The organism is Kitasatospora humi (assembly GCF_020907985.1).
GTDB lineage: Bacteria > Actinomycetota > Actinomycetes > Streptomycetales > Streptomycetaceae > Kitasatospora > Kitasatospora humi.
The window spans coordinates 234,116-255,717 of the sequence record NZ_JAJJPA010000001.1 but is presented as its reverse complement, the minus strand read 5'-3'; the positions used below and the strand labels follow the sequence as shown (position 1 = coordinate 255,717).

Here is a 21,602-nt window from a genome sequence, read left to right as displayed (position 1 = left end):
CTCCCGTCGCCGCCGCACCGGGTGGCGGCGGCTCGGCGTCGAGGTTGCTCACCGCACCGCGGTCGCCGGCTGACGGCCGATCAGCCGAGTCGGCGGCGGAGCGAATGGTCAGTGCGCGCAGGCCCAGGGCGCCGTCGCGGTGGCCGCCTCGGCCTGGGCCCGCAGGGCGCGGACGGCCGCGGCCGGGTCGGCGGCACCGTAGACGGCGGAGCCGGCGACGAAGACGTCCGCACCGGCCTCGGCGCACTGCTCGATGGTGCCGGCCGAGACGCCGCCGTCGACCTGAAGCCAGAGGCTGAGGCCGTGCTTGCTGATCAGCTCCCTGGTGCGGCGGATCTTGGGCAGCATGATGTCGAGGAAGGCCTGGCCGCCGAAGCCGGGCTCCACGGTCATGATCAGCAGCATGTCGAGCTCGGGGAGCAGGTCCTCGTAGGGCTCGATGGGCGTGGCGGGCTTGAGCGCCATCGAGGCGCGGGCGCCCTTGGCGCGGATCTCGCGGGCCAGCCGGACGGGGGCGGCGGCGGCTTCGACGTGGAAGGTGACCGAGCCGGCGCCGGCCTCCACGTACTGCGGGGCCCAGCGGTCGGGCTGCTCGATCATCAGGTGGCAGTCCAGCGGGGTGTCGGTGGCGCGGGCCAGCGACTCGACCACCGGGACGCCCAGGGTGAGGTTGGGAACGAAGTGGTTGTCCATGACATCGACGTGCAGCCAGTCAGCACCCCGTACCGCCTCGGCCTCCTGGGCGAGGCGGGCGAAGTCCGCGGACAGGATGCTGGGGTTGATCTGGGCCATGGCGGTTGGAACCTCACGATGTCTGCACGGTGTCGGCGTTGTGTCGGCGACCGGGCCGGCCGTGTCGACCGGCCCGGTCCCATCATCTCCCGAACCGGGTAGCCGGCTGCGAACGGGTCCGGTCAGGCCGGTCCGGCGGCCCGTTCCAGCACCACAACGTCATATCGTTCGAGCACTTCTCCATGAGCGGCGCCCACCGGGACTTCGCCGTCCAGGCGCGCCAGGCCGGCCGCGAACTCGGCCTCGCTCAGCGCGCCGAACTTGGACTCGGCACGCAGCGCGTACCGGTCACGCAGCTCGGCCAGGTCACGGGCGATCGGCTGGGCGAACGAGAACACCCTGGTGACCTCGAACCGGCCGTCGCCGGTGAAGTCGGCGAGGAGCTCGGCCTCGGCGGGGAAACGCCGGGCGTCATGGGCGAGCAGTTCGGGCCAGTAGCGGTAGACCGGGGAGTCGAGTCGTTCGCGCACGGTGGTGCGGATCACCAGGCGGCCGCCTGGGCGCAGCACCCGGGCCAGCTCGCGGGCGGCGGCGACCCGGTCGGGCAGGTGGTGCACCACGCGGGAGAGCAGCGCGGCGTCGCAGCTGCCGTCGGTCAGCGGCAGGGCGTCGGCGGCGCCCGGCCGGTAGCGGACCCGGGGGTGGGCGTGGTGCCGGGCGGCCTCGGCGAGCATCAGTTCGCTGGGGTCGACGCCGACGATCTCGGCCTGCGGCATCTGCTCGGCCAGCGCGGCACAGAAGATGCCGGTGCCGGCGCCCACTTCCAGCAGGCGTCGGACTTCGGTGAGTTGGCTGGAGATCAGCTCTGCCCACGCTCGCAGCGAGGCGGCGGGCAGGTCGTTGCCACGCTCATAGGCGGCGACCAGTCGCGGATCGGAGTGCGCGACATCCATGGAAATTCCCTTGCGCTCGTTGGCTGCGGACTTACGATACATACTGCCTTGAAACTATCTGCGCGCTTTCCGGGAGCCGAGACGATGCCATCCCCCCGCACCATCCTGATCACCGGCGCCACCGACGGGCTGGGCCGCGGCCTGGCCCTGCGCCTGGCCGCGCCGGGCACCCTGCTGATCCTGCACGGCCGTTCCGCGCAACGGGCCGCCGAGGTCGCCGCCCGGGTGCGCGCTCAGGGCGGCGCCGCCGAGGTCCGACTGGCCGACCTCGGCGAGCTGCGCCAGGTCGACCGGCTCGCCGACTCCGTGCTCCGTGACTTCGACCGGCTGGACGTGCTGGTCAACAATGCGGGCGTGGGCAGCGGAGCGCCCGGGGCAGAGCGCCAACTCAGCCTCGACGGATACGAGTTGCGCTTCGCCGTCAACTACCTGGCGGGCTATCACCTGACGAACCGGCTGCTGGGCCGGCTCAATGAGGCACCCGCGGGAAGGATCGTCAACGTGTCGTCGGCGGGCCAGGCCCCGATCGACTTCGCCGACCCGCACATCACCCGTGACTACAACGGTGGCACTGCCTACTGCCGCAGCAAACTGGCCCAGGTCCTCTTCACCTTCGACCTGGCCGAGCGGCTGGCCGCCGAGGGTTCCGCGGTCACCGTCAACGCCCTTCATCCGGCCACCTACATGGCCACCACCATGGTCCGCGACGCCGGCGTGGAGCCGTGGAGCACGGTCGACGAGGGGGTCGACGCGGCCATGGGCCTGATCACCGGCGAAGCGGGCGCGACCAGCGGTGGCTATTTCAACGGCACCCAGCCGGCTCGCGCCCACGCCCAGGCCTACGATCCCCAGGCGCGCGTGCAGTTGCGGGCGCTCTCTGCGGAGTTGGTCGCCGAAGCACTCGGCTGACCCGACCCCGGGCAACGGCCGACGCCCACAAGCACCGGGCACCGGGCACGGGGCACCGGGCACCGGGCACCGGGCACCGGGCACCGGGCCAACGACCAAGGCAACGGCCGGGGCCCAGTCGAACCGAGCGGCCGGGCCCCGGGCCCCGGGTCCCGACTCACCAGGCGTAGTCCTCCGGCGCGGTCTTGTGCCCGGGGAAGATCTCGTCCAGCCGGTCCAGGGCCTTCTGGTCCAGCGTCAGGTCGAGGGCGGCCGGCGCTGCGTTCAACTGCTCGATGGTGCGCGGGCCGATGATCGGGGCGGTCACGGCCGGACGGCTGAGCAACCAGGCGAGCGCGACATCGGCGGGCTGCCGGCCGAGCTCTGCGGCGAGGTCCTCGTACGCCTGGATCTGGTCGCGGTGCTTCTCCAGCAGCTGCACCGCACGTTCGCCCTGCCGGCGCTTGCCCTCGCGCTCCTTGCCCAGTACGCCGCCGAGCAGGCCGCCGCCGAGTGGGGACCACGGGATCAGGCCGATGCCGTAGTGCTCGGCGGCCGGCGCCACCTCCAGCTCCACCGCACGCTGCAGCAGGTTGTAGTGCGACTGCTCGCTGACCAGGCCGAGGAAGTTCCGGGCCCGCGCGGCCTCCTGGGCGCGGGCGAGGTGCCAGCCCGCGAAGTTGCTGGAGCCCACATAAAGGATCTTGCCCTGGGCGACCAGGGTCTCCATCGCCTGCCAGATCTCCTCCCAGGGAGTGCGCCGGTCGACGTGGTGCATCTGGTAGACGTCGATGTAGTCGGTCTGCAGCCGGCGCAGACTGCCCTCCACCTCGCGGCGGATGCTCAGCGCGTTGACGCCGCGATGGTTGGGCCAGTCGCCCATGGGGCCGTAGAGCTTGGTGGCGAGCACGGTCTTGTCGCGCCGGCCACCGCCCTTGGCGAACCAGCGGCCGATGATGTTCTCGGTGACGCCCTCGCCCTGGACCCAGCCGTAGACGTTGGCGGTGTCGAAGAAGTTGATGCCCAGCTCATGGGCGGTGTCCATGATCTGGTGGGCGTCGGCCTCCTCGGTCTGCGGGCCGAAGTTCATGGTGCCGAGGCAGAGTCGGGAGACGCTGAGGCCGGTTCGGCCGAGGCTGGTGTATTCCATGATCCCAGCCTCGGCCGCACCGGTCGCTTTGTCCAGGGGGCTTGCGCGTCGCCGCCACCGCACGTGAGGGGCCGTCAGCGCTCAGCGGCCGTGCCGGTCGTAGGCCCGGACGGCCAGTGGCGAGCAGATCACCAGCAGCAGCACGGCCCAGCCCAGGCAAGCCACCAGCGGATGGTGCAGCGGCCAACCGGTGGCCGGGCCGCCGGGGTTGCCGAACTGCTCACGGATCAGGCCGCCACCTCCGTCGCGGTGTCACTCGTCGCGGCGCTGCCGGTGGTGCCTTCGGGGGCTTCGCCGCTGCTGCTGCCGCTGGTCCCGCTGGTGGTGCCGCCAGTGCCGGTGAGCGCCAGGAACACGTCGTCCAGGGTGGGTGTGCGCAGCGCGACATCGCGGGCCGCGACGCCGGCGGCGTCCAGCTCCCGTACGATGGTGGGCAAGGAGACCTCGACGCCGGGGCGGGAGACCACCTCGACCAGCATCCAAGTTGGAGGCGCTGGCCATGCTCAACGGGTCGGTCTGCCAGTTCGCCGACTGGGAGCGCGCCGCGACGGCCGCCGCCACCAGCCCGCAGCAGTGGCAGCTCGAACTGGCCGGCTACCTCAGCCGGGTGGCGGGCGGCGGGGAGTACCCCAACCTGGCGGCGGCACTGAGCTCGGGCGGCCAACCGGCAGACCCCGAAGTCTCGTTCGAACGCTATCTGGACCGACTGCTCACCGTGCTGTTCCCGGAATGACCGCCACGGAAGCGACTCATGCGCGTGCGACGCCGTGAGCCGCATGAGCCGCACGACTCGCGCGAGCCGCATGAGCCACACGGGCCGCATGAGCAACTGGACTGCGACCCACCCCTGCTCTAACGTCACGATCATGAGCGAGCGACGCGCCATTCTCAGCGGTTCCGCCTTCGAGGAGCAGATCGGCTACGCCCGTGCCGTGGTTGACGGCGACTGGGTGCACGTCTCCGGGACCACCGGGTTCGACTACGCCACCATGAGCATCTCCCCGGACGTCACCGAGCAGGCGGAGCAGTGCCTGCGCAACATCGGCGCAGCCCTGACCGAGGCCGGATGCGATTTCCGCGACGTGGTCCGGGTGCGCTACCTGCTGCCCCAGCGCGCCGACTTCGAGCCCTGCTGGCCGGTGCTGCGCGAGGCCTTCGGAGAGGTGAAGCCGGCCGCGACGATGATGGTCTGCGGGCTCGCAGACCCTCGCATGAAGATCGAGATCGAGGTCTACGCCCGGCGCAGCGGCTGACCACCGAACCGCACCCGGGGCAGTTCGCAACGCCCGTTGTCAACCGCCACTCCGATCGACGTGCTGCTCCGCAGCGAAGACCGCACGGCTGGACCGGTCCGGCAAGGTGAACGACACAGGCGGCCGGGATCAACTCCCGCTCACCTGCCGCCCAACGGCTCACCACCCCCAACCACCCGCCCGATCCCGCGCCGCAGCACCCCTCGTGTCTCCGCCGCCCGCCGCAGGCGCCAGCGCCACGCGGTCGCCACCGACTGCCCGTGCCGACGCCTGCACAGGTCCGTCAGCAGTTCCGCAGAGAGCCCGAACTCCGGCAGCACTTCGAGCGCCTGACTCTTGGTCAGCAAACGTCCGTCGCGCAGCGTCGCACTCGCCCGGGCCAGCGTGAAGAGCCCGAGATCCACCCAGTCGTCGCGCAGCCAACGTACCCGGCGCGCCGTGGCCGGCAGCCAGAACCCCGTGAGGTCGGCCCGGATGAACCGGGACAGCTCCGCCTCCGCCACCGGCGGCAGCAACTCCCCCCCCCCGCGGCGGCCCGACGTAGCACCGGCCCCCGATCTCCAGCTCGCGCCGGGTCACCAGCGTCACCGGCCGCTCGAAGAACTCCCGGTGCGCCCAGGTGAGGTGCTTCAGCGTCGGGTCGGCCAACCGGTCCGGCAGCAGATAGGAGCAGTGCAGCTTCTGCGCCAGCGGCGACTCCTGCTCCAACTGCCGGTGCAGTTCCAGCATCCGGTCCCGCTCGGCGGCGTCCGGCGCCCGCTCGAGCACCGCGAGCAGGTCCAAGTCGCTGCGCCCGGGCTGGTAGTCGCCGAGCGCCAGCGACCCGTGCGCCCACAGCGCCGTCAACGGCACTGCCGCACCCAGCAGTTCCGCGAACCGGCGCACCAGCTGCTCCGTCGCGGCGTCCGGCCGACCCTCCATCGCGCACCCCCCGGGTCACCCTGACCGGGAGGCTGACGGAGCGTCAGGAGGTTCGCCGCAGCAGCGCCAGGTACATCGCGTCGGTGCCGTGCAGGTGCGGCCACAGCTGCACGTCCGGCCCCTCGCCCAATCCGGGCATGCCCGGCAGCAGCGGCCGGGCATCGATCCACTCGACGTCGTCGCGGCCGCGCAGCACGTCGTCCACCACGCTGCGCGTCTCCGCCAGGTGCGGCGAGCAGGTGGCGTAGCCGACCACGCCGCCGATCCGCACCGCCGCAAGCGCCGAGCGCAGCAACTCGCGCTGGAGCGGGCCGAATCCGGCGACATCCTCGGGGCGGCGACGCCAGCGGGCCTCCGGCCGCCGGCGCAGGGCGCCCAGCCCGGAGCACGGCACGTCGACCAGCACCCGGTCGAAACTGCCGGGCTGCCAGGCGGGCTTGGTCCCGTCAGCGGTGATCACCTGGTACGGCCCGGGGTTGCCGTCCAGGGCACGGGCCACCAGCCGGGCCCGGTGCGGCTGCCGCTCGGAGGCCACCAGGGCGGCACCGCGCTCGGCGGCCAGCGCACCCAGCAGCGCGGCCTTGCCGCCGGGCCCGGCGCACGCGTCCAGCCAGAGCCGGTCGCCGCCCGCCACGGGCGCCGCCGCGAGGGCGAGCGCGACCAGCTGGCTGCCCTCGTCCTGCACGCCGGCCCGGTTCTGCTGCACCGCCGCCAGCTCGGCCGGGTCGCCGCCCTCGGCGAGCCGCAGCGCGTACGGCGACCAGCGGCCCGCGGAGCCGACCTGGAGCTGCTCGGCCAGCTCCTCGACCCCGATCCGGCCCGGCCGCGCCACCAGTGTGACCTCGGGGCGCTCGTTGTCGGCCCGCAGCAGTTCCTCGATCGCGGTCCGCCCGGCGGCGTCCGGCTGCCAGCGGCCGAGCGCGTCCCAGAGGGCGGCCACCACCCAGCGCGGGTGCGAGTGGACCACGGCGAGGTGGTCCTCGGCGTCCTCCTCGTACGGCGGGGCGACCTGGGCGATCCAGGCGTCCAGGTCCTGAGCGCTGATCCGGCGCAGCACCGCGTTGACGAACTTGGCCCGCCCGTCGCCCAGCACCGCCCGGGCCAGCTCGACGGTCGCGGAGACCGCCGCATGGGTCGGGATCCGGGTGGCGAGCAGCTGGTGGGCGCCGAGCGCCAGCACGTCGAGCACCGGCGGGTCGACCTCACGCAGCGGCCGGTCGATGCAGGCGGCGATGATCGCGTCATAGCTGCCCTGCTGGCGCAGCGTGCCGTAGACCAGCTCGGTGGCCAGCGCGGCGTCGCGCCGGTCCATGCCCTCCTTCTCGGCCTCGCGCAGCAGCGGCGGCAGCACCAGGTTGGCGTAGGCGTCGCGCTCGTCGACGGCGCGCAGGGCCTTGAAGGCGGTGATCCGGGCCGGGTCCTTCTTCGGGCGGCGGTACGGGCGGGCGGGGCGCTTGGCGGGGGTGGGGCGCTTGGCGGGGGTGGTGCTCATCGGGGACCTCGAGAATGTGCTGCGGACTGACGGATCAAGGGTACGGCCGGCGGATCAGCCGCCGAGCTCCTCACCGCTCTCGATCCGCGCCCCCCGGGCCCAGTCGGCCGCCCGCATCGCCTTCTTGCCCTGCGGCTGCACGTCGCCGAGCTCGATCTCGTGGCTGCCGGTGCCGACCCGGACGCTGTTCTTGCCGACCGCCAGCACGCCGGCCGCCAGCTCACTCTGCCCGGGGAGCAGCTTGACCGGTCCCGCGACCTTGAGCCGCTCGCCGCGGAAAGTGGTCCAGGCGCCGGGCGCCGGGGCGCAGCCGCGCACCACCCGGTCGATCCGCAGGGCGGGGTGGGACCAGTCGATCCGGGCGTCCTCGACGGTGATCTTCGGGGCCAGGGTGATGCCTTCGGCGGGCTGCGGGCGGGCGACCAGGGTGCCGTCCTCGATGCCGTCCATGGTGGCGGTGAGCAGGCCGGCGCCGGCCCGGGCGAGCCGGTCGAGCAGCTCGCCGCTGGTGTCGGTGGGCCGGACCTCCTCGGTGATCACGCCGTACACCGGGCCGGAGTCGAGGCCCCGCTCGATCAGGAAGGTGGAGGCGCCGGTCACCTGGTCGCCGGCCAGCACCGCGTGCTGCACCGGCGCCGCGCCGCGCCAGGCGGGCAGCAGCGAGAAGTGCAGGTTGACCCAGCCGTGCTCGGGGATGGCGAGCGCCGGCTCGCGCAGCAGTGCGCCGTAGGCGACCACCGGGCAGCAGTCGGGGGCCAGCTCGGTCAGCCGGGCGAGGAACTCCGGGTCGCTCGGCTTCTCCGGCTTCAGCACCTCGATCCCGGCTTCGGCCGCCCGCTGCCCGACGGGGCTGGCCACCAGCTTGCGCCCGCGCCCGGCGGGGGCGTCGGGCCGGGTGACCACCGCGACCACCTCGTGCCGGTCGGAGGCCAGCAGGGCCTCCAGGGCGGGGACGGCGACGTCGGGGGTGCCGGCGAAGACGAGACGCAAGGTGGCGGCCTTTCAGAAGTTCAAGAGTCGGAAGAGCGAGAGCGGAGGGCGAGGAGCGGAGAAGCGGAGAGCGGGCCTGGGTCAGGTCAGCTGATCGGGCCGAAGGTGCGGTGCGGGGATATCCGCACCTCGGGGGCCGGCTGCCCGCCCCAGTCGGCCTCGCGGATGGCGCGCAGCGCCTCCTTGCGGCGTTCCCGGTCGAGGCGGTCGATGAAGATGATCCCGTCCAGGTGGTCGGTCTCGTGCTGGATGCAGCGGGCGAGCAGCTGGGTGCCCTCGATGGTCACCGGGTCGCCGTACTGGTTGAAGCCGCGGGCCACCACTCCGTGGGCGCGCCGGGTGTCGAACCGCAGGCCGGGCAGCGAGAGGCAGCCCTCGGGGCCCTCCTGCTCGTCATCGCTGAGGCTCAGGTCGGGGTTGATCAGGTGCCCCGTGACGCCATCCACGTGATAGGTGAACACCCTCAGCGAGATGCCCAGTTGAGGGGCTGCCAGGCCGGCGCCGGGGGCGTCGAGCATGGTGTCGGTGAGGTCCTTGACCAGGTTGCGCAGCTCCTTGTCGAAGGTGGTCACCGGCTGCGCCTTGGCGCGTAGCACCGGGTCGCCGAAGATCCGGATCGGCTGGATCGCCACGGGGCAGCTCCCTCTCAGACGGCACAGCTTGTCAGTCTAGTTGGTGCGGTACGCGTGACCCCGGGGCATGGTCCCGCGTTGGTCAAGTGAGATTGACCAACGAGGAGAGTCACTCCGGAAGGTGGCCTGAGCACAATGGCCGAGCAGATCAACCACGACACCCGGGCGCGGGCCAGCCTGCACCTGTTGGTGCGTGACATCGAACGCGTCCGCCGCCAGGTGGACGCCCTGCGCACCCTCACCGCCCAGCTGGGCAACGTCTACCGGCCGCGCCGCCCCAGCAGCTCCGGCGGCTTCGTGGTGTACGGGCGGGCGCCCGCGCCGACCGTCCGCCTGGCCCAGGAGCTGCGGGAGAGCGTGGAGACGCTGGTCGCGGCGGCGGTGGAGTTCGACCGGGCGCTGGGCTTCTCCTGGGACTCGGTGGGGTCGGCGCTCGGGGTGACCAAGCAGGCGGTGCACCGGCGGTACGGGATGCGGCGCTCGGCCTCCGAGCTGCTGGGCGCGGCCGGTGGCGCCTTGCCGGGGGGTCAGGGCATGGGAGCGCCCCTGCCCTCCCCCAGCGCGCCGCGTGATGACGAGGCGCCGCAGCCGGCGCCCGGTGGCCTGGCCCGCACGGTCCCGGCCGCGCGGCAGGGCGGGCTGGACCGGCACGGGGTGCACAGCTGACGTTCCGTCAGCCGGCAGCCACCGCCTACCGACCAAGCAGCGCGCAACGGTTGTGCGGGAAGTCGGCTCACCCGACTTCCCGTGCAGGCGTCATCCGATGTCCGTCGGATCGATCCGCACCTTGACCGGTTCCGACCCCCGCAGCGCCAGTCGCGCGATCTGCGCCGCCTTCAGCGCGGCCGCCAGCGCGCCGCCCTGCCCGGGCCGCACCCGCAGCAGTGCACGCTCCTGCTCCTCGCCGCGCAGCGGCGGCAGCGGCACCGGGCCCAGCACATCGGCCCCTTCGGGCAGCCGGACCAGGCCCAGCAAGTCCGCGACGGCGGTCGGGGTGCCGGTGACCGAGGCCATCCGGGAGACCGGCGGGAAGCCCAACTGCGCCCGCTCCGCCAGCTCCGACCCGGCGTGCCCGAGCGGATCCCAGCGGACCAGCGCCTGTACCGGGCGGGCCGTCGGCTCGGCCACGACCACCACCGTGCCGCCCTGCTCGGCCGACCGCACCAGTGCGGCCGCCGCCAGCCAGAGCCGCAGCGCCTCCTCGGCGGCGCGCAGGTCGGGGCGGTTGAGCAGTGCCCAGCCGTCCAGCAGCAGGGCGGCGGCGTAGCCGCCCTCGGCCACCGGCTCGGCCCCCGGCGTGGAGATCACCAGCGCCGGCTCGCCGGAGACCTCGGCCAGCACCGCGTCCCGCCCCGAGGCCCGCACCGGGATCCCGGGGAACGCCTTGCCCAGCTCCTCCGCGGTCCGCCGGGCCCCGACCACCTGCGCCCGCAATCGGAACGACCCGCACTCCACGCAGTGCCAGTCGCCCTCCTCGACCCCGCACCAGGCGCAGCGCAACGCCTGCCCCGCGCCCACCGCCTCCAGCCGGCCGGCGCAGTGCGCACACCGCGCCGGCTCCCGGCAGCGCTCGCAGGCCAGCCTGGGCACGTAGCCGCGCCGGGGCACCTGCACCAGGACCGGGCCGGAGCGCAGCGCCTCGCGGGCCGCCTGCCACGCCACCGTGGGCAGCCGGGCGGCCTGGGCGGCCGCGTCCCGCGCCTGGTCGGTGTCGGTCACGGTGCGCACCTGGGGGGCGGTGGCGCGCACCACGGCCCGCTCGGCGACCAGCGGGCGGGCCCACCCGGTGGCCAGCAGCTGGGCACCCTCGACGGTTGTCGACAGGCCGCCGAGCAGCACGGCCGCGCCCTCGTCGGCCGCCCGCAGCAGCGCCACCTCGCGGACGTGCGGGTGCGGGGCCCGCGGGTCGCTGTGGCTGCTGTCGCCGTCCGACCAGACCACCAGCAGCCCCAGGTCGTGCACGGGCGCGAAGACGGTGGCCCGGGTGCCGATCACGGCGTGCACCGAGCCCCTGCTGACGGCGAGCCAGTTCCGGTAGCGTTCGCGCGGACCGAGGTCCGCGGTGAGGACGACGTGGCGGTCCGAACCGCCCAGCAGTCGGGCGAGCGCCTGGTCGACGCGGGCCACGGCCCGCCCGTCCGGCAGCACCACCAGCGCGCCGCGCCCGCCGGCCAGCGTGCCGGCCACCGCGCGGGCGATCTCATCGGGCCAGGTCGGCCCGGGCAGCGCCGTCCAGACGGCGCGCGGCGCGTGCCCGCCGACCAGCGCGGCGAGGAACTCCGGGCCCTGCTGGTAGCGCCGCCAGCTGCCCGGGTCGGGCGCCGGGGGCGGCGGCAGCGGCGCCGGTGACGGCTCGGCCTCGGCCTTGGCGTGCCGGGGTGGCACGGCCAGCTGCAGCACATCGGCCAGGGTGCCGGCGTAGCGGTCGGCGATGGTCCGGCTGAGCTTGAGCAGCGCAGGCGTCAGCACCCGCTCGGGCGACAGCACCTGCGCCAGCGGGGCCAGCACTCCGGGGTAGTCGCTGACCGGCAGCCGGGCCACGATGAACCCGTCGTGCAGCTCGCCGCCCTCGCGCCGCCCGGCCGAGGTCATCCGGGCCCCGAACCGCACCCGTACCCGCACCCCGGGCTGCGCGGCCTCGGCCATGGCCACCGGGACGGCGTAGTCGTAGTACCGGTCGAGGTGGAGCAGCCCCTTGTCGACCACCACCCGGGCGACCGGCAGCTCCTCGGCCAGATGCGCCCCCCGCCAGGTGCGCGGCTTGGCCCGGCGGACCGTCTCGCGGATCAGCGCCAACTGCTCGGGCTGCCCGCTCTCGGGGGCGTTCTCGCTGCTCATCTCGGGTTCAGTCGTACCACAGCGGTCGGACAGACAACGGCGGTGGCCGCCCCCTCGCAGACAACGGCGGTGGCCGCCCCTCGACAACAACGGCGGTGGCCGCCCCCTCGACAGGGGACGGCCACCGCGTGCACGGCTCAGGCGGGGTCAGCCCGCGACCGCGGCCTTCAGTGCGTCGGCGCGGTCGGTCCGCTCCCAGGTGAAGTCCGGCAGCTCGCGGCCGAAGTGGCCGTAGGCGGCGGTCTGGGCGTAGATCGGGCGCAGCAAGTCGAGGTCGCGGATGATCGCGGCCGGACGCAGGTCGAAGACCTTGGTGACGGCCTCCTGGATCTTCGTCACCGGGACGGTCTCGGTGCCGAAGGTCTCCACGAACAGACCCACCGGCTCGGCCTTGCCGATCGCGTAGGCGACCTGGACCTCGGCGCGGCGGGCCAGGCCCGCGGCGACGATGTTCTTGGCGACCCAGCGCATCGCGTAGGCGGCCGAGCGGTCCACCTTGGACGGGTCCTTGCCGGAGAAGGCGCCGCCGCCGTGGCGGGCCATGCCGCCGTAGGTGTCGATGATGATCTTGCGGCCGGTCAGGCCGGCGTCACCCATCGGGCCGCCGATCTCGAAGCGGCCGGTCGGGTTGACCAGCAGCCGGTAGTCGGAGGTGTCGATGCCGACCTCGCGCAGCACCGGCTCCACCACGAACTCGCGGATGTCGGGGGCGAGCAGCGAGTCCAGGTCGATGTCGCTGGCGTGCTGGGTGGAGACCACCACGGTGTCCACGCGCACGGCCGTGTCACCGTCGTACTCGATGGTGACCTGGGTCTTGCCGTCCGGGCGCAGGTACGGGATGGTCCCGTTCTTGCGCACCTCGGTCAGCTTGCGGGAGAGGCGGTGGGCCAGGGTGATCGGCAGCGGCATCAGCTCGGGGGTGTCGTCGCACGCGTACCCGAACATCAGGCCCTGGTCACCGGCGCCCTGGCGGTCCAGCTCGTCGTCGACGTCGCCCTCGACGCGGTGCTCGTGCGCGGTGTCGACGCCCTGGGCGATGTCCGGCGACTGCGAGCCGATCGAGACCGAGACGCCGCAGGAGGCGCCGTCGAAGCCCTTCTTCGAGCTGTCGTAGCCGATCTCCAGGATCTTCTCCCGGACCAGCTGCGCGATCGGCGCGTAGGCCTTGGTGGTCACCTCGCCGGCGATGTGCACCAGGCCGGTGGTGATGAGGGTCTCGACGGCGACGCGGGAGGTCGGGTCGTCCTTCAGCAGGGCGTCGAGGATGGTGTCGCTGATCTGGTCAGCGATCTTGTCGGGGTGCCCCTCGGTGACGGACTCCGAGGTGAACAGGCGGCGAGACACAGCGCTCCCTGGGGTTGCAGCGGCTGCTGACTGAACGCCCCGGACAGGACCGGGGCATCCGGAAAGACTTGATGCCTTGGAGTGTAACGGTCAGCTATCGGCGTTCAATACTCACTACCCGGCCAGTTCACGCGGCGTCTCAGCCATTGGTCGTCAAAATGATCACCGGGACCGCCGGCGGCCCGGGGATCCACCGCTTCCGACTCAGCCGAGCCGGGCCACCACCTGGTCCCAGATCGCGTCCGCGAGCTCCTCCTTGGGGCCCGGCGGCACTGGCGTCTCACTGCCGTCCGCCCCCAGGATGACGGCTTCGTTCGTGTCCATACCGAAGGCCTTGCCGTCGCCGACCTCATTGACCACCAGCAGGTCGCAGCCCTTGCGAGCCAGCTTGGCCCGGCCGTGCGCCAGCACCTGGTCGGTCTCGGCGGCGAAGCCCACCACCAACTGGCCCGGACGGCCGCGAGCCGCGGACAGTTCGGCCAGGATGTCCGGATTGCGGACGAGGGCGACGGGCGCCGGCTCCTCGCCCTCGACCTTCTTGATCTTCCCCGTGGCGTAGGCGGCGGGCCGGAAGTCCGCGACGGCGGCCGCCATCACCACCACGTCCGCCTCGGGTGCCACCTTGACGGCCGCCTCCCGCAGCTCCAGGGCCGTGGCGACCGGGATCACGTCGACCCCGGCGGGGGCCGGCAGTGACACGTTGGCGGACAGCAGGGTGACCCGGGCCCCGCGGGCGGCCGCGGCGGCGGCCAGCGCGTAGCCCTGCTTGCCGGAGGAGCGGTTGCCCAGAAACCGCACCGGGTCCAGCGGCTCGCGGGTGCCGCCGGCCGACACCACCACGTGGCGCCCGGCCAGGTCGGCCACTCCGGCGCCGCGGACCAGCACCCGGCGACAGGCGGCGAAGATGGCGTCCGGGTCCGGCAGCCGGCCCTTGCCGGTGTCCTTGCCGGTCAGCCGGCCGACCGCCGGCTCCAGCACCACGGCACCGCGCCGGCGCAGCGTGGCGACGTTCTCCTGGGTGGCCGGGTGCTCCCACATCTCGGTGTGCATCGCGGGCGCGAAGACCACCGGGCAGCGGGCCGTGAGCAGGGTGTTGGTGAGCAGGTCGTCCGCCATGCCGTGGGCCGCCTTGGCCAGCAGGTCGGCGGTGGCGGGGGCGACGACCACCAGGTCGGCCTGCTGCCCGATCCGCACGTGCGGGACCTCGTGCACCCGCTCCCAGGTCTCGGTGGCCGCCGGGCGCCCGGACAGCGCCGCCCAGGTCGCCTCCCCGACGAAGTGCAGGGCGGCCGCGGTCGGCACCACGGTCACCTGGTGGCCCGACTCGGTGAACCGGCGCAGCAGCTCACAGGCCTTGTAGGCGGCGATCCCGCCACTCACGCCGAGGACGACACGGGGCTGGCTCTGGGGAGAAGTCTCGCTCACGCCATCACCATAGAGCCCGGCCGCCGCGGGAAGCACCAAGGGGCCCACCGGACGGATCCGGTGGGCCCCTTGAGGGGCCGTCAGGCCGCGTCGACCGCCTCGGCGGTCAGCATGCCGGCGTTGATCTCGCGCAGCGCGATCGACAGCGGCTTCTCGTGCACGTGGGTGTCGACCAGCGGGCCGACGTACTCCAGCAGGCCCTCGCCGAGCTGCGAGTAGTACGCGTTGATCTGGCGGGCACGCTTGGCCGCGTAGATCACCAGGCTGTACTTGGAGTCCGTGGCCTCAAGCAGCTCGTCGATCGGCGGGTTGATGATGCCCTCGGGCGCGGTCATGGAAGAGGACACGCGAAAACCTTCCGAAAGGGTGGAAAACAAAAGATCAGGCTACACCGAGCAAGGCTAGCAGCTCGGCCGTCACCTGCTCGACCGAGGTGTTGACCAGCGTGGTGTCGAACTCCGGCTCGGCGGCCAGCTCGACCCGGGCGGCGGCCAGCCGCTCGTCGATGACCTCCTGCGGCTCGGTGCCGCGGCCGGTCAGGCGGCGCACCAGCTCCTCCCAGCTCGGCGGGGCCAGGAAGACCAGCTGGGCCTGCGGCATCGACTGCCGCACCTGGCGGGCTCCCTGCAGGTCGATCTCCAGCAGGACCGGCTCACCGCGGTCCAGCTTCTCCTCGACGGCGGCCCGGGGGGTGCCGTACCGGTTCCCCGCGAAGACGGCCCACTCCAGCAACTCGCCGTTGGCGACCAGCTTGTCGAACTCGTCGTTGTCGACGAAGTGGTAGTGGACCCCGTCCTGCTCGCCGGGCCTCGGGCGCCGGGTGGTCGCCGAGACCGAGAGCCACACCTCGGGGAACTGCTGCCTCAAATGGGCGACGACCGTGCTCTTGCCGACCCCGGAGGGGCCGGAGAGCACGGTCAGCCGCGGACGCTCACTCATGCACCGATTATCCCGGATCCTGGACGATCCGGAGACCACCGGGGCCACGCGGTGGTTCGGTCAGGACGTGGTGCCGCCGAACTCCCGCTCCAGCGAAGCGATCTGGTTGGTGCCGAGACCGCGGACACGCCGGCTCTCGGAGATGCCCAGGCGCTCCATGATCTGCTTGGCACGGACCTTGCCGACACCGGGAAGGCTCTCCAGCAGTGCGGAGACCTTCATCTTGCCGATGACCTCGTTGTCGGCCTTGCCCGCCTTGATGACTTCGTGCAGGGACGCGCCCGAGTGCTTGAGCCGGTTCTTCACCTCGGCGCGCTCCCGGCGAGCCTCGGCGGCCTTGGCCAGCGCGGCGGAGCGCTGTTCAGGGGTAAGGGGCGGAAGAGCCACGCCGTTCACCTCAGGGTCTGGAAGGAATTGAAGTGCTAGGACATTTGGGTTGAACCAGACACCTGCCACCGTCCGTGAGGGGCGGTGGCCGCAGGGCGATCCAGCCGCCCTGACCTGCGAGAGCAGCGAGAACCGCCCCACCGAGGGCGTCTACCGCCGGACACTACCCGCATTGTGCGCCCACGTCAGGAAAAGCAGCCGAAAAGTCCTGGTCAGCACAGGTAGGCCAGGACTTTTCGGGAGAAAACGGCCCGGTTTGAACCGACTTCGCCGGCCGAGTGTGACAGCCCTCACACCGGCGATACTTCCCTGATCTCGTCGATGAAGCGCTGCGCGGCGTCCCGCAGACCCGCGAGCGACGGCCCGTGCTTGAGCACGTCCCGGCTGACGCTGGGCACCACGGCCGGGACGGCCGAGCCGAAGACCCGGGGCAGGTCGGCCATGGTGGCCCCCTGCGCGCCGATCCCGGGTGCCAGCAGCGGGCCGTTGATCGCCAGGTCCACCCCCGCGTCGGCCAGGGTGGCGCCGACCACCGCGCCGAACGAACCCAGCGGCTCGGCACCGGCGTTCTCGGCGGCCAGCCGGTTCAGCACCTGCTGCGCCACGCTCACGCCGTCCGGGCCGGTGGCCCGCTGCACCTCGAAGCCCTCCGGGTTGGAGGTCAGGGCCAGCGCGAAGACGCCGCAGCCGTTCGCCCGGGCCAGGTCCAGCGCGGGCTGCAGCGAGCCGAAGCCCAGGTAGGGGCTGACCGTCACGGCATCCGAGAAGAGCGGGCTGCCGGGGCTCAGGAACGCCTCGGCGTAGGCCGCCATGGTGGAGCCGATGTCGCCGCGCTTGGCGTCCATCAGCACCAGGGCGCCGGCCGCCCGGGCCTCGGCCACGGTCCGCTCCAGCACGGCGACGCCCTTGCTGCCGAACCGCTCGAAGAACGCGGCCTGCGGCTTCAGCACCGCCACGCGGTCGGCCAGCGCCTCGACCACGGTGCGGCTGAAGGTCTCCAGGCCGGCCAGGTCGTCGCCCAGGCCCCAGGCGGAGAGCAGGGCGGCGTGCGGGTCGATGCCGACGCAGAGCTGGCCTCGCTCGTCCATGGCGTGGCGCAGGCGCCCACCGAAAGCGTGGGAGTCGAAGGGGGTGGTCATGGTGTCCTTCAGGGTGGGTTGTACGGATGGGTGCGGGGGTGCGGGGGCGGGCCGTCAGGCCCCGGCGCCGACCGCCTCGGAGATGTTCCGGTAGCCGTGCTCGCGCACCCGGGCCGAGAGGCCCTTGTGGATCCGGCGCATCCAGAACGGGCCCTCGTAGATGAAGGCGCTGTAGCCCTGCACCAGGTCGGCGCCGGCCAGGATCCGCTGCCAGGCGTCCTCGGCGGTCTCGATGCCGCCCACCGAGACCAGCACCAGCCGGCCCCCGGTGCGCGTCCGCAGCCGTCGCAGCACCTCCAGCGAGCGGGCCTTGAGCGGCGCGCCGGAGAGGCCGCCCATGCCGATCGCCTCGACCTGTGCGGCCGGGGCCCGCAGCCCGCCGCGCCCGATCGTGGTGTTGGTGGCGATGATGCCGTCCAGGCCCAGCTCCAGGGCCAGGTCGGCGACCGCGTCCACGTCCTCGTCGGCCAGGTCGGGGGCGATCTTCACCAGCAGCGGCACGTGGTGGGCGGTGGCCTCGTCGGCGGCCTGCCGGACGGCCGTCAGCAGCGGGCGCAGGTGCGAGACCGCCTGCAGGTTGCGCAGCCCGGGGGTGTTCGGGGAGGAGACGTTGACCACCAGGTAGTCGGCGTGTCCGGCCAGCCGCCGGGTGCTCTTGACGTAGTCGGAGACGGCGTCGGCCTCCTCGACCACCTTGGTCTTGCCGATGTTGACGCCGACCACCGGCGACATCGAGCCGCGCTGCCGCTGCGCCAGCCGGGCCGCGATCCGCGCGGAGCCCTGGTTGTTGAAGCCCATCCGGTTGATCAGCGCCCGGTCCTCGACCAGCCGGAACATCCGCGGTGCCGGGTTGCCGGGCTGCGGCTCCCCGGTCACCGTGCCGATCTCGACGTAGTCGAAGCCGAGCATCGCGAGCCCGTCGATGCCGATCGCGTTCTTGTCGAAGCCGGCGCCGAGCCCGAACGGTCCGGGCAGGTCGAGGCCGAGCGCACTCGTGCGCAGTGCCTTGTCCCTGGGCGCCAGCACCAGCGTGACCAGCTGCCGCAGGCCGGGCACCGAGGCGGCCAGCCGGATCCAGAAGAACGCCAGGTTGTGGGCCTTCTCGGGATCCATCTTCCGGAAGACCAGGTTGAACAGAAGCTTGTACACAGGGCTCCTCGCATGGGAATGGGGGGCACCGCACTCGGTGCCCCCCATTCAGGATCGGGCTACTTGCGGGCGGAGTTGATCAGCGCCGCGTGCTCCTGGAGCGACATCACCCCGACGTCGCCGCGGGTCAGCGCGTCGATGCCCTGCACTGCCGCGCCCATCGCCTGGACGGTGGTCAGGCACGGCACGCCGCGGGCCACCGCGGCGGTGCGGATCTCGTACCCGTCCATCCGGCCGCCGGTGCCGTAGGGCGTGTTGAAGATCAGGTCGACCTCGCCGTCGTGGATCAGCTGCACGATGGTCCGCTCGCCGTTCGGGCCGACGCCCTCGCTGTGCTTGCGCACCAGCGTGGACGGGATGCCGGCGCGCTGCAGCACCTCGGCGGTGCCGGCGGTGGCGAGCACCTCGAAGCCCAGCTCGACCAGCGCCCGGGCCGGGAAGACCAGGTTGCGCTTGTCGCGGTTGGCGACCGAGACGAAGACCTTGCCCTTGGTCGGCAGCGCGCCGTACGCACCGGCCTGCGCCTTGGCGTAGGAGGTGCCGAACACCTTGTCGATGCCCATGACCTCGCCGGTGGAGCGCATCTCCGGGCCGAGCACGGTGTCCACGCCGCGGCCGTGGATGTCGCGGAACCGCGACCACGGCATCACGGCCTCCTTGACCGAGATCGGGCAGTCGGCGGGCAGCGTGCCGCCGTCGCCCTCGGCCGGGAGCATGCCCTCGGCGCGCAGCTCGGCGATGGTGGCGCCCAGCGAGACCCGGGCGGCGGCCTTGGCCAGCGGCACCGCGGTGGCCTTGGAGGTGAACGGCACGGTGCGGGAGGCGCGCGGGTTGGCCTCCAGCACGTAGAGGATGTCACCGGCCAGCGCGAACTGGATGTTGATCAGACCGCGCACCCCGACGCCCTTGGCGATGGCCTCGGTGGAGGCGCGCAGCCGCTTGACGTCGAAACCGCCCAGGGTGATCGGCGGCAGCGCGCAGGCCGAGTCGCCGGAGTGGATGCCAGCCTCCTCGATGTGCTCCATCACGCCGCCGAGGTAGAGCTCGGTGCCGTCGTAGAGCGCGTCGACGTCGATCTCCACCGCGTCGTCCAGGAAGCGGTCGATCAGCACCGGGTGCTCGGAGATCAGACCGGCGTGCCGCTCCAGGTAGGAGGCGAGGCTGGCCTCGTCGTAGACGATCTCCATGCCGCGCCCGCCGAGCACGTAGGACGGGCGGGCCAGCACCGGGTAGCCGATCTCGTCGGCGATCGCCTTGGCCTCCTCGAAGGAGAAGGCGGTGCCGTGCTTGGGCGCCGGCAGGCCGGCCTCCTTCAGCACCCGGCCGAACGCGCCGCGCTCCTCGGCCAGGTCGATCGCCTCGGGCTGGGTGCCGACGATCGGCACGCCGTTCTCCTTGAGCGCCTGGGCCAGGCCGAGCGGGGTCTGGCCGCCGAGCTGCACGATCACACCGGCGACCGGACCGGCCTGCTGCTCGGCGTGGACGATCTCCAGCACGTCCTCCAGGGTGAGCGGCTCGAAGTAGAGCCGGTCGGAGGTGTCGTAGTCGGTGGAGACGGTCTCCGGGTTGCAGTTGACCATCACGGTCTCGTACCCGGCCTCGGCCAGCGCGAAGGAGGCGTGGACGCAGGAGTAGTCGAACTCGATGCCCTGGCCGATCCGGTTCGGGCCCGAGCCGAGGATGATCACCGCGGGCTTGGTGCGCGGCGCGACCTCGCTCTCCTCGTCGTAGGACGAGTAGAAGTACGGGGTCTTGGCGGCGAATTCGGCGGCGCAGGTGTCGACGGTCTTGAAGACCGGGCGGATTCCGAGGGCGTGCCGCACCTCGCGGACCACGTCCGGCTTGATGCCGCGGATCTCGCCGATCTGCTGGTCGGAGAAGCCGTGGCGCTTGGCGTGCCGCAGCAGCTGCGGGTCGAGCAGCTCGGCGGCGGCCAGCTCCTCGGCGATCTCGTTGAGCAGGAACAGCTGGTCCACGAACCAGGGGTCGATCTTGGTGGCGTCGAAGACCTCGTCGGGCGTGGCGCCGGCGCGGATCGCCTGCATCACGGTGTTGATCCGGCCGTCGGTCGGCACCTTCGCCTTGGTCAGCAGCTCGGTCTTGTCGCCGACCTCGCCGATCCAGCTGAACTGCGAGCCCTTCTTCTCCAGCGAGCGCAGCGCCTTGTTGAGCGCCTCGGGGAAGTTGCGGCCCAGCGCCATGGCCTCGCCGACCGACTTCATGGTGGTGGTGAGGGTGGCGTCCGCGCTCGGGAACTTCTCGAAGGCGAACCGCGGGACCTTGACCACCACGTAGTCGAGGGTCGGCTCGAAGGAGGCCGGAGTCTCCTCGGTGATGTCGTTGGGGATCTCGTCCAGCGTGTAGCCGACGGCCAGCTTGGCCGCGATCTTGGCGATCGGGAAGCCGGTGGCCTTGGATGCCAGCGCCGAGGAGCGGGAGACGCGCGGGTTCATCTCGATGACGATGACCCGGCCGTCCTCGGGGTTGACGGCGAACTGGATGTTGCAGCCACCGGTGTCGACGCCGACCTCGCGGATCACCGCGATGCCGATATCGCGCAGGGTCTGGTACTCGCGGTCGGTGAGCGTCATGGCCGGCGCGACGGTGATCGAGTCACCGGTGTGCACGCCCATCGGGTCGAAGTTCTCGATCGAGCAGACGACCACGACGTTGTCGTTCTTGTCGCGCATCAGCTCGAGCTCGTACTCCTTCCAGCCGAGGATGGACTCCTCCAGGAGCACCTCGGTGGTCGGCGAGAGCGTCAGGCCCTGGCCGGCGATCCGGCGCAGGTCCTCCTCGTCGTGCGCGAAGCCGGAGCCGGCGCCGCCCATGGTGAAGGACGGGCGGACCACGACCGGGTAGCCGCCCAGGGTCTCGACCCCGGCCAGCACCTCGTCCATCGAGTGGCAGATCACCGAGCGGGCCGACTCACCGTGCCCGATCTTGGCCTTGACGGCCTCCACGACCTGCTTGAACAGCTCGCGGTCCTCGCCCTTGTTGATCGCCTCGACGTTGGCGCCGATCAGCTCGACGCCGTACTTCTCCAGGGTGCCGGCCTTGTGCAGGGCGATCGCGGTGTTGAGCGCGGTCTGCCCGCCCAGGGTCGGCAGGAGCACGTCGGGGCGCTCCTTGGCGATGATCTTCTCGACGAACTCGGGGGTGATCGGCTCGACGTAGGTGGCGTCGGCGATCTCCGGGTCGGTCATGATCGTGGCCGGGTTGGAGTTGACCAGGACCACCCGCAGGCCTTCGGCCCGCAGCACCCGGCACGCCTGGGTGCCGGAGTAGTCGAACTCGGCCGCCTGGCCGATCACGATCGGGCCGGAGCCGATGACCAGAACGGACTTGATGTCAGTGCGCTTGGGCACGG

21 protein-coding genes and 1 pseudogene are annotated in these 21,602 nt (G+C 72.5%); 4 read left to right on the top strand and 18 right to left on the bottom strand.

The annotated features are described in order from the left end of the window. Positions 1–108 precede the first annotated feature (108 nt). Both rpe and LN042_RS01205 read right to left on the bottom strand, forming a co-directional pair. Positions 109–792, bottom strand: a complete 684-nt coding sequence (gene rpe, locus LN042_RS01210; protein WP_230047823.1) for a ribulose-phosphate 3-epimerase — start codon at positions 790–792, stop codon at positions 109–111. Positions 793–914: 122 nt separating this feature from the next. Then, positions 915–1,685, bottom strand: a complete 771-nt coding sequence (locus LN042_RS01205; protein WP_230047822.1) for a class I SAM-dependent methyltransferase — start codon at positions 1,683–1,685, stop codon at positions 915–917. Positions 1,686–1,769: 84 nt separating this feature from the next. Between LN042_RS01205 and LN042_RS01200 the strand changes: the two genes are divergently transcribed. Further along, positions 1,770–2,594, top strand: coding sequence for an SDR family NAD(P)-dependent oxidoreductase (locus tag LN042_RS01200; RefSeq protein ID WP_230047821.1), 825 nt, complete (start codon positions 1,770–1,772; stop codon positions 2,592–2,594). 157 nt (positions 2,595–2,751) lie between these two features. Here the strand turns inward: LN042_RS01200 and LN042_RS01195 are convergent, their stop codons facing one another. Continuing rightward, a complete protein-coding gene (locus LN042_RS01195; protein WP_230047820.1) occupies positions 2,752–3,723 on the bottom strand; it encodes an aldo/keto reductase in 972 nt (323 codons plus the stop codon). A 227-nt stretch (positions 3,724–3,950) separates the two neighbouring features. Further along, complete coding sequence (locus LN042_RS01190; RefSeq protein ID WP_372495654.1) at positions 3,951–4,202, bottom strand: hypothetical protein; 252 nt, start codon at positions 4,200–4,202, stop codon at positions 3,951–3,953. A gap of 20 nt (positions 4,203–4,222) precedes the next feature. Between LN042_RS01190 and LN042_RS01185 the strand changes: the two genes are divergently transcribed. Then, positions 4,223–4,456, top strand: a complete 234-nt coding sequence (locus LN042_RS01185; RefSeq protein WP_230047819.1) for a hypothetical protein — start codon at positions 4,223–4,225, stop codon at positions 4,454–4,456. Between the two features lie 133 nt (positions 4,457–4,589). After that, the gene (locus LN042_RS01180; RefSeq protein WP_230047818.1) at positions 4,590–4,976 is read left to right on the top strand and encodes a RidA family protein; all 387 of its coding nucleotides are present in this window, start codon (positions 4,590–4,592) and stop codon (positions 4,974–4,976) included. 140 nt (positions 4,977–5,116) lie between these two features. On the opposite strand, the gene LN042_RS37590 is transcribed toward LN042_RS01180, so the two are convergent. From LN042_RS37590 to def, 5 genes and pseudogenes are all read right to left on the bottom strand, one after another. After that, positions 5,117–5,479 (bottom strand): hypothetical protein, encoded by a 363-nt coding sequence (locus tag LN042_RS37590; RefSeq protein ID WP_230048085.1) that lies wholly within the window; start codon positions 5,477–5,479, stop codon positions 5,117–5,119. Positions 5,480–5,762: 283 nt separating this feature from the next. Continuing rightward, positions 5,763–5,897: pseudogene (locus LN042_RS37585) on the bottom strand (nucleotidyltransferase); the annotation flags it as partial. A gap of 43 nt (positions 5,898–5,940) precedes the next feature. Beyond that, complete coding sequence (locus LN042_RS01165; protein WP_230047817.1) at positions 5,941–7,389, bottom strand: RsmB/NOP family class I SAM-dependent RNA methyltransferase; 1,449 nt, start codon at positions 7,387–7,389, stop codon at positions 5,941–5,943. A gap of 54 nt (positions 7,390–7,443) precedes the next feature. Next, positions 7,444–8,379: a methionyl-tRNA formyltransferase gene (gene fmt / locus LN042_RS01160; RefSeq protein WP_230047816.1), complete on the bottom strand. Its 936-nt coding sequence runs from the start codon at positions 8,377–8,379 to the stop codon at positions 7,444–7,446. An 86-nt stretch (positions 8,380–8,465) separates the two neighbouring features. Further along, the gene (gene def / locus LN042_RS01155; RefSeq protein ID WP_230047815.1) at positions 8,466–9,011 is read right to left on the bottom strand and encodes a peptide deformylase; all 546 of its coding nucleotides are present in this window, start codon (positions 9,009–9,011) and stop codon (positions 8,466–8,468) included. A 135-nt stretch (positions 9,012–9,146) separates the two neighbouring features. Between def and LN042_RS01150 the strand changes: the two genes are divergently transcribed. Further along, positions 9,147–9,677, top strand: a complete 531-nt coding sequence (locus LN042_RS01150) for a hypothetical protein (protein WP_230047814.1) — start codon at positions 9,147–9,149, stop codon at positions 9,675–9,677. Positions 9,678–9,767: 90 nt separating this feature from the next. On the opposite strand, the gene LN042_RS01145 is transcribed toward LN042_RS01150, so the two are convergent. The 9 genes from LN042_RS01145 to carB all read right to left on the bottom strand — a co-directional run bounded on the left by LN042_RS01145 (position 9,768) and on the right by carB (position 21,600). Then, positions 9,768–11,849 carry a primosomal protein N' gene (locus LN042_RS01145; RefSeq protein ID WP_230047813.1) on the bottom strand — a complete coding sequence of 694 codons (2,082 nt, stop codon included), beginning with the start codon at positions 11,847–11,849 and terminating at the stop codon, positions 9,768–9,770. A gap of 147 nt (positions 11,850–11,996) precedes the next feature. After that, complete coding sequence (gene metK, locus LN042_RS01140; RefSeq protein WP_230047812.1) at positions 11,997–13,193, bottom strand: methionine adenosyltransferase; 1,197 nt, start codon at positions 13,191–13,193, stop codon at positions 11,997–11,999. 204 nt (positions 13,194–13,397) lie between these two features. After that, complete coding sequence (gene coaBC, locus LN042_RS01135) at positions 13,398–14,618, bottom strand: bifunctional phosphopantothenoylcysteine decarboxylase/phosphopantothenate--cysteine ligase CoaBC (protein ID WP_230047811.1); 1,221 nt, start codon at positions 14,616–14,618, stop codon at positions 13,398–13,400. A gap of 80 nt (positions 14,619–14,698) precedes the next feature. Further along, on the bottom strand, positions 14,699–14,965 hold the full coding sequence (gene rpoZ, locus LN042_RS01130; protein WP_035840778.1) for a DNA-directed RNA polymerase subunit omega: 267 nt from the start codon (positions 14,963–14,965) through the stop codon (positions 14,699–14,701). A 34-nt stretch (positions 14,966–14,999) separates the two neighbouring features. Further along, the gene (gmk, locus tag LN042_RS01125) at positions 15,000–15,557 is read right to left on the bottom strand and encodes a guanylate kinase (protein WP_230047810.1); all 558 of its coding nucleotides are present in this window, start codon (positions 15,555–15,557) and stop codon (positions 15,000–15,002) included. A 60-nt stretch (positions 15,558–15,617) separates the two neighbouring features. Beyond that, a complete protein-coding gene (gene mihF / locus LN042_RS01120; RefSeq protein ID WP_230047809.1) occupies positions 15,618–15,944 on the bottom strand; it encodes an integration host factor, actinobacterial type in 327 nt (108 codons plus the stop codon). A 290-nt stretch (positions 15,945–16,234) separates the two neighbouring features. Further along, positions 16,235–17,083, bottom strand: coding sequence for an orotidine-5'-phosphate decarboxylase (gene pyrF, locus LN042_RS01115; protein WP_230047808.1), 849 nt, complete (start codon positions 17,081–17,083; stop codon positions 16,235–16,237). A 54-nt stretch (positions 17,084–17,137) separates the two neighbouring features. Next, positions 17,138–18,232, bottom strand: a complete 1,095-nt coding sequence (locus LN042_RS01110) for a quinone-dependent dihydroorotate dehydrogenase (RefSeq protein WP_230047807.1) — start codon at positions 18,230–18,232, stop codon at positions 17,138–17,140. 59 nt (positions 18,233–18,291) lie between these two features. After that, on the bottom strand, positions 18,292–21,600 hold the full coding sequence (gene carB, locus LN042_RS01105) for a carbamoyl-phosphate synthase large subunit (protein ID WP_230047806.1): 3,309 nt from the start codon (positions 21,598–21,600) through the stop codon (positions 18,292–18,294). Positions 21,601–21,602: the final 2 nt, after the last annotated feature.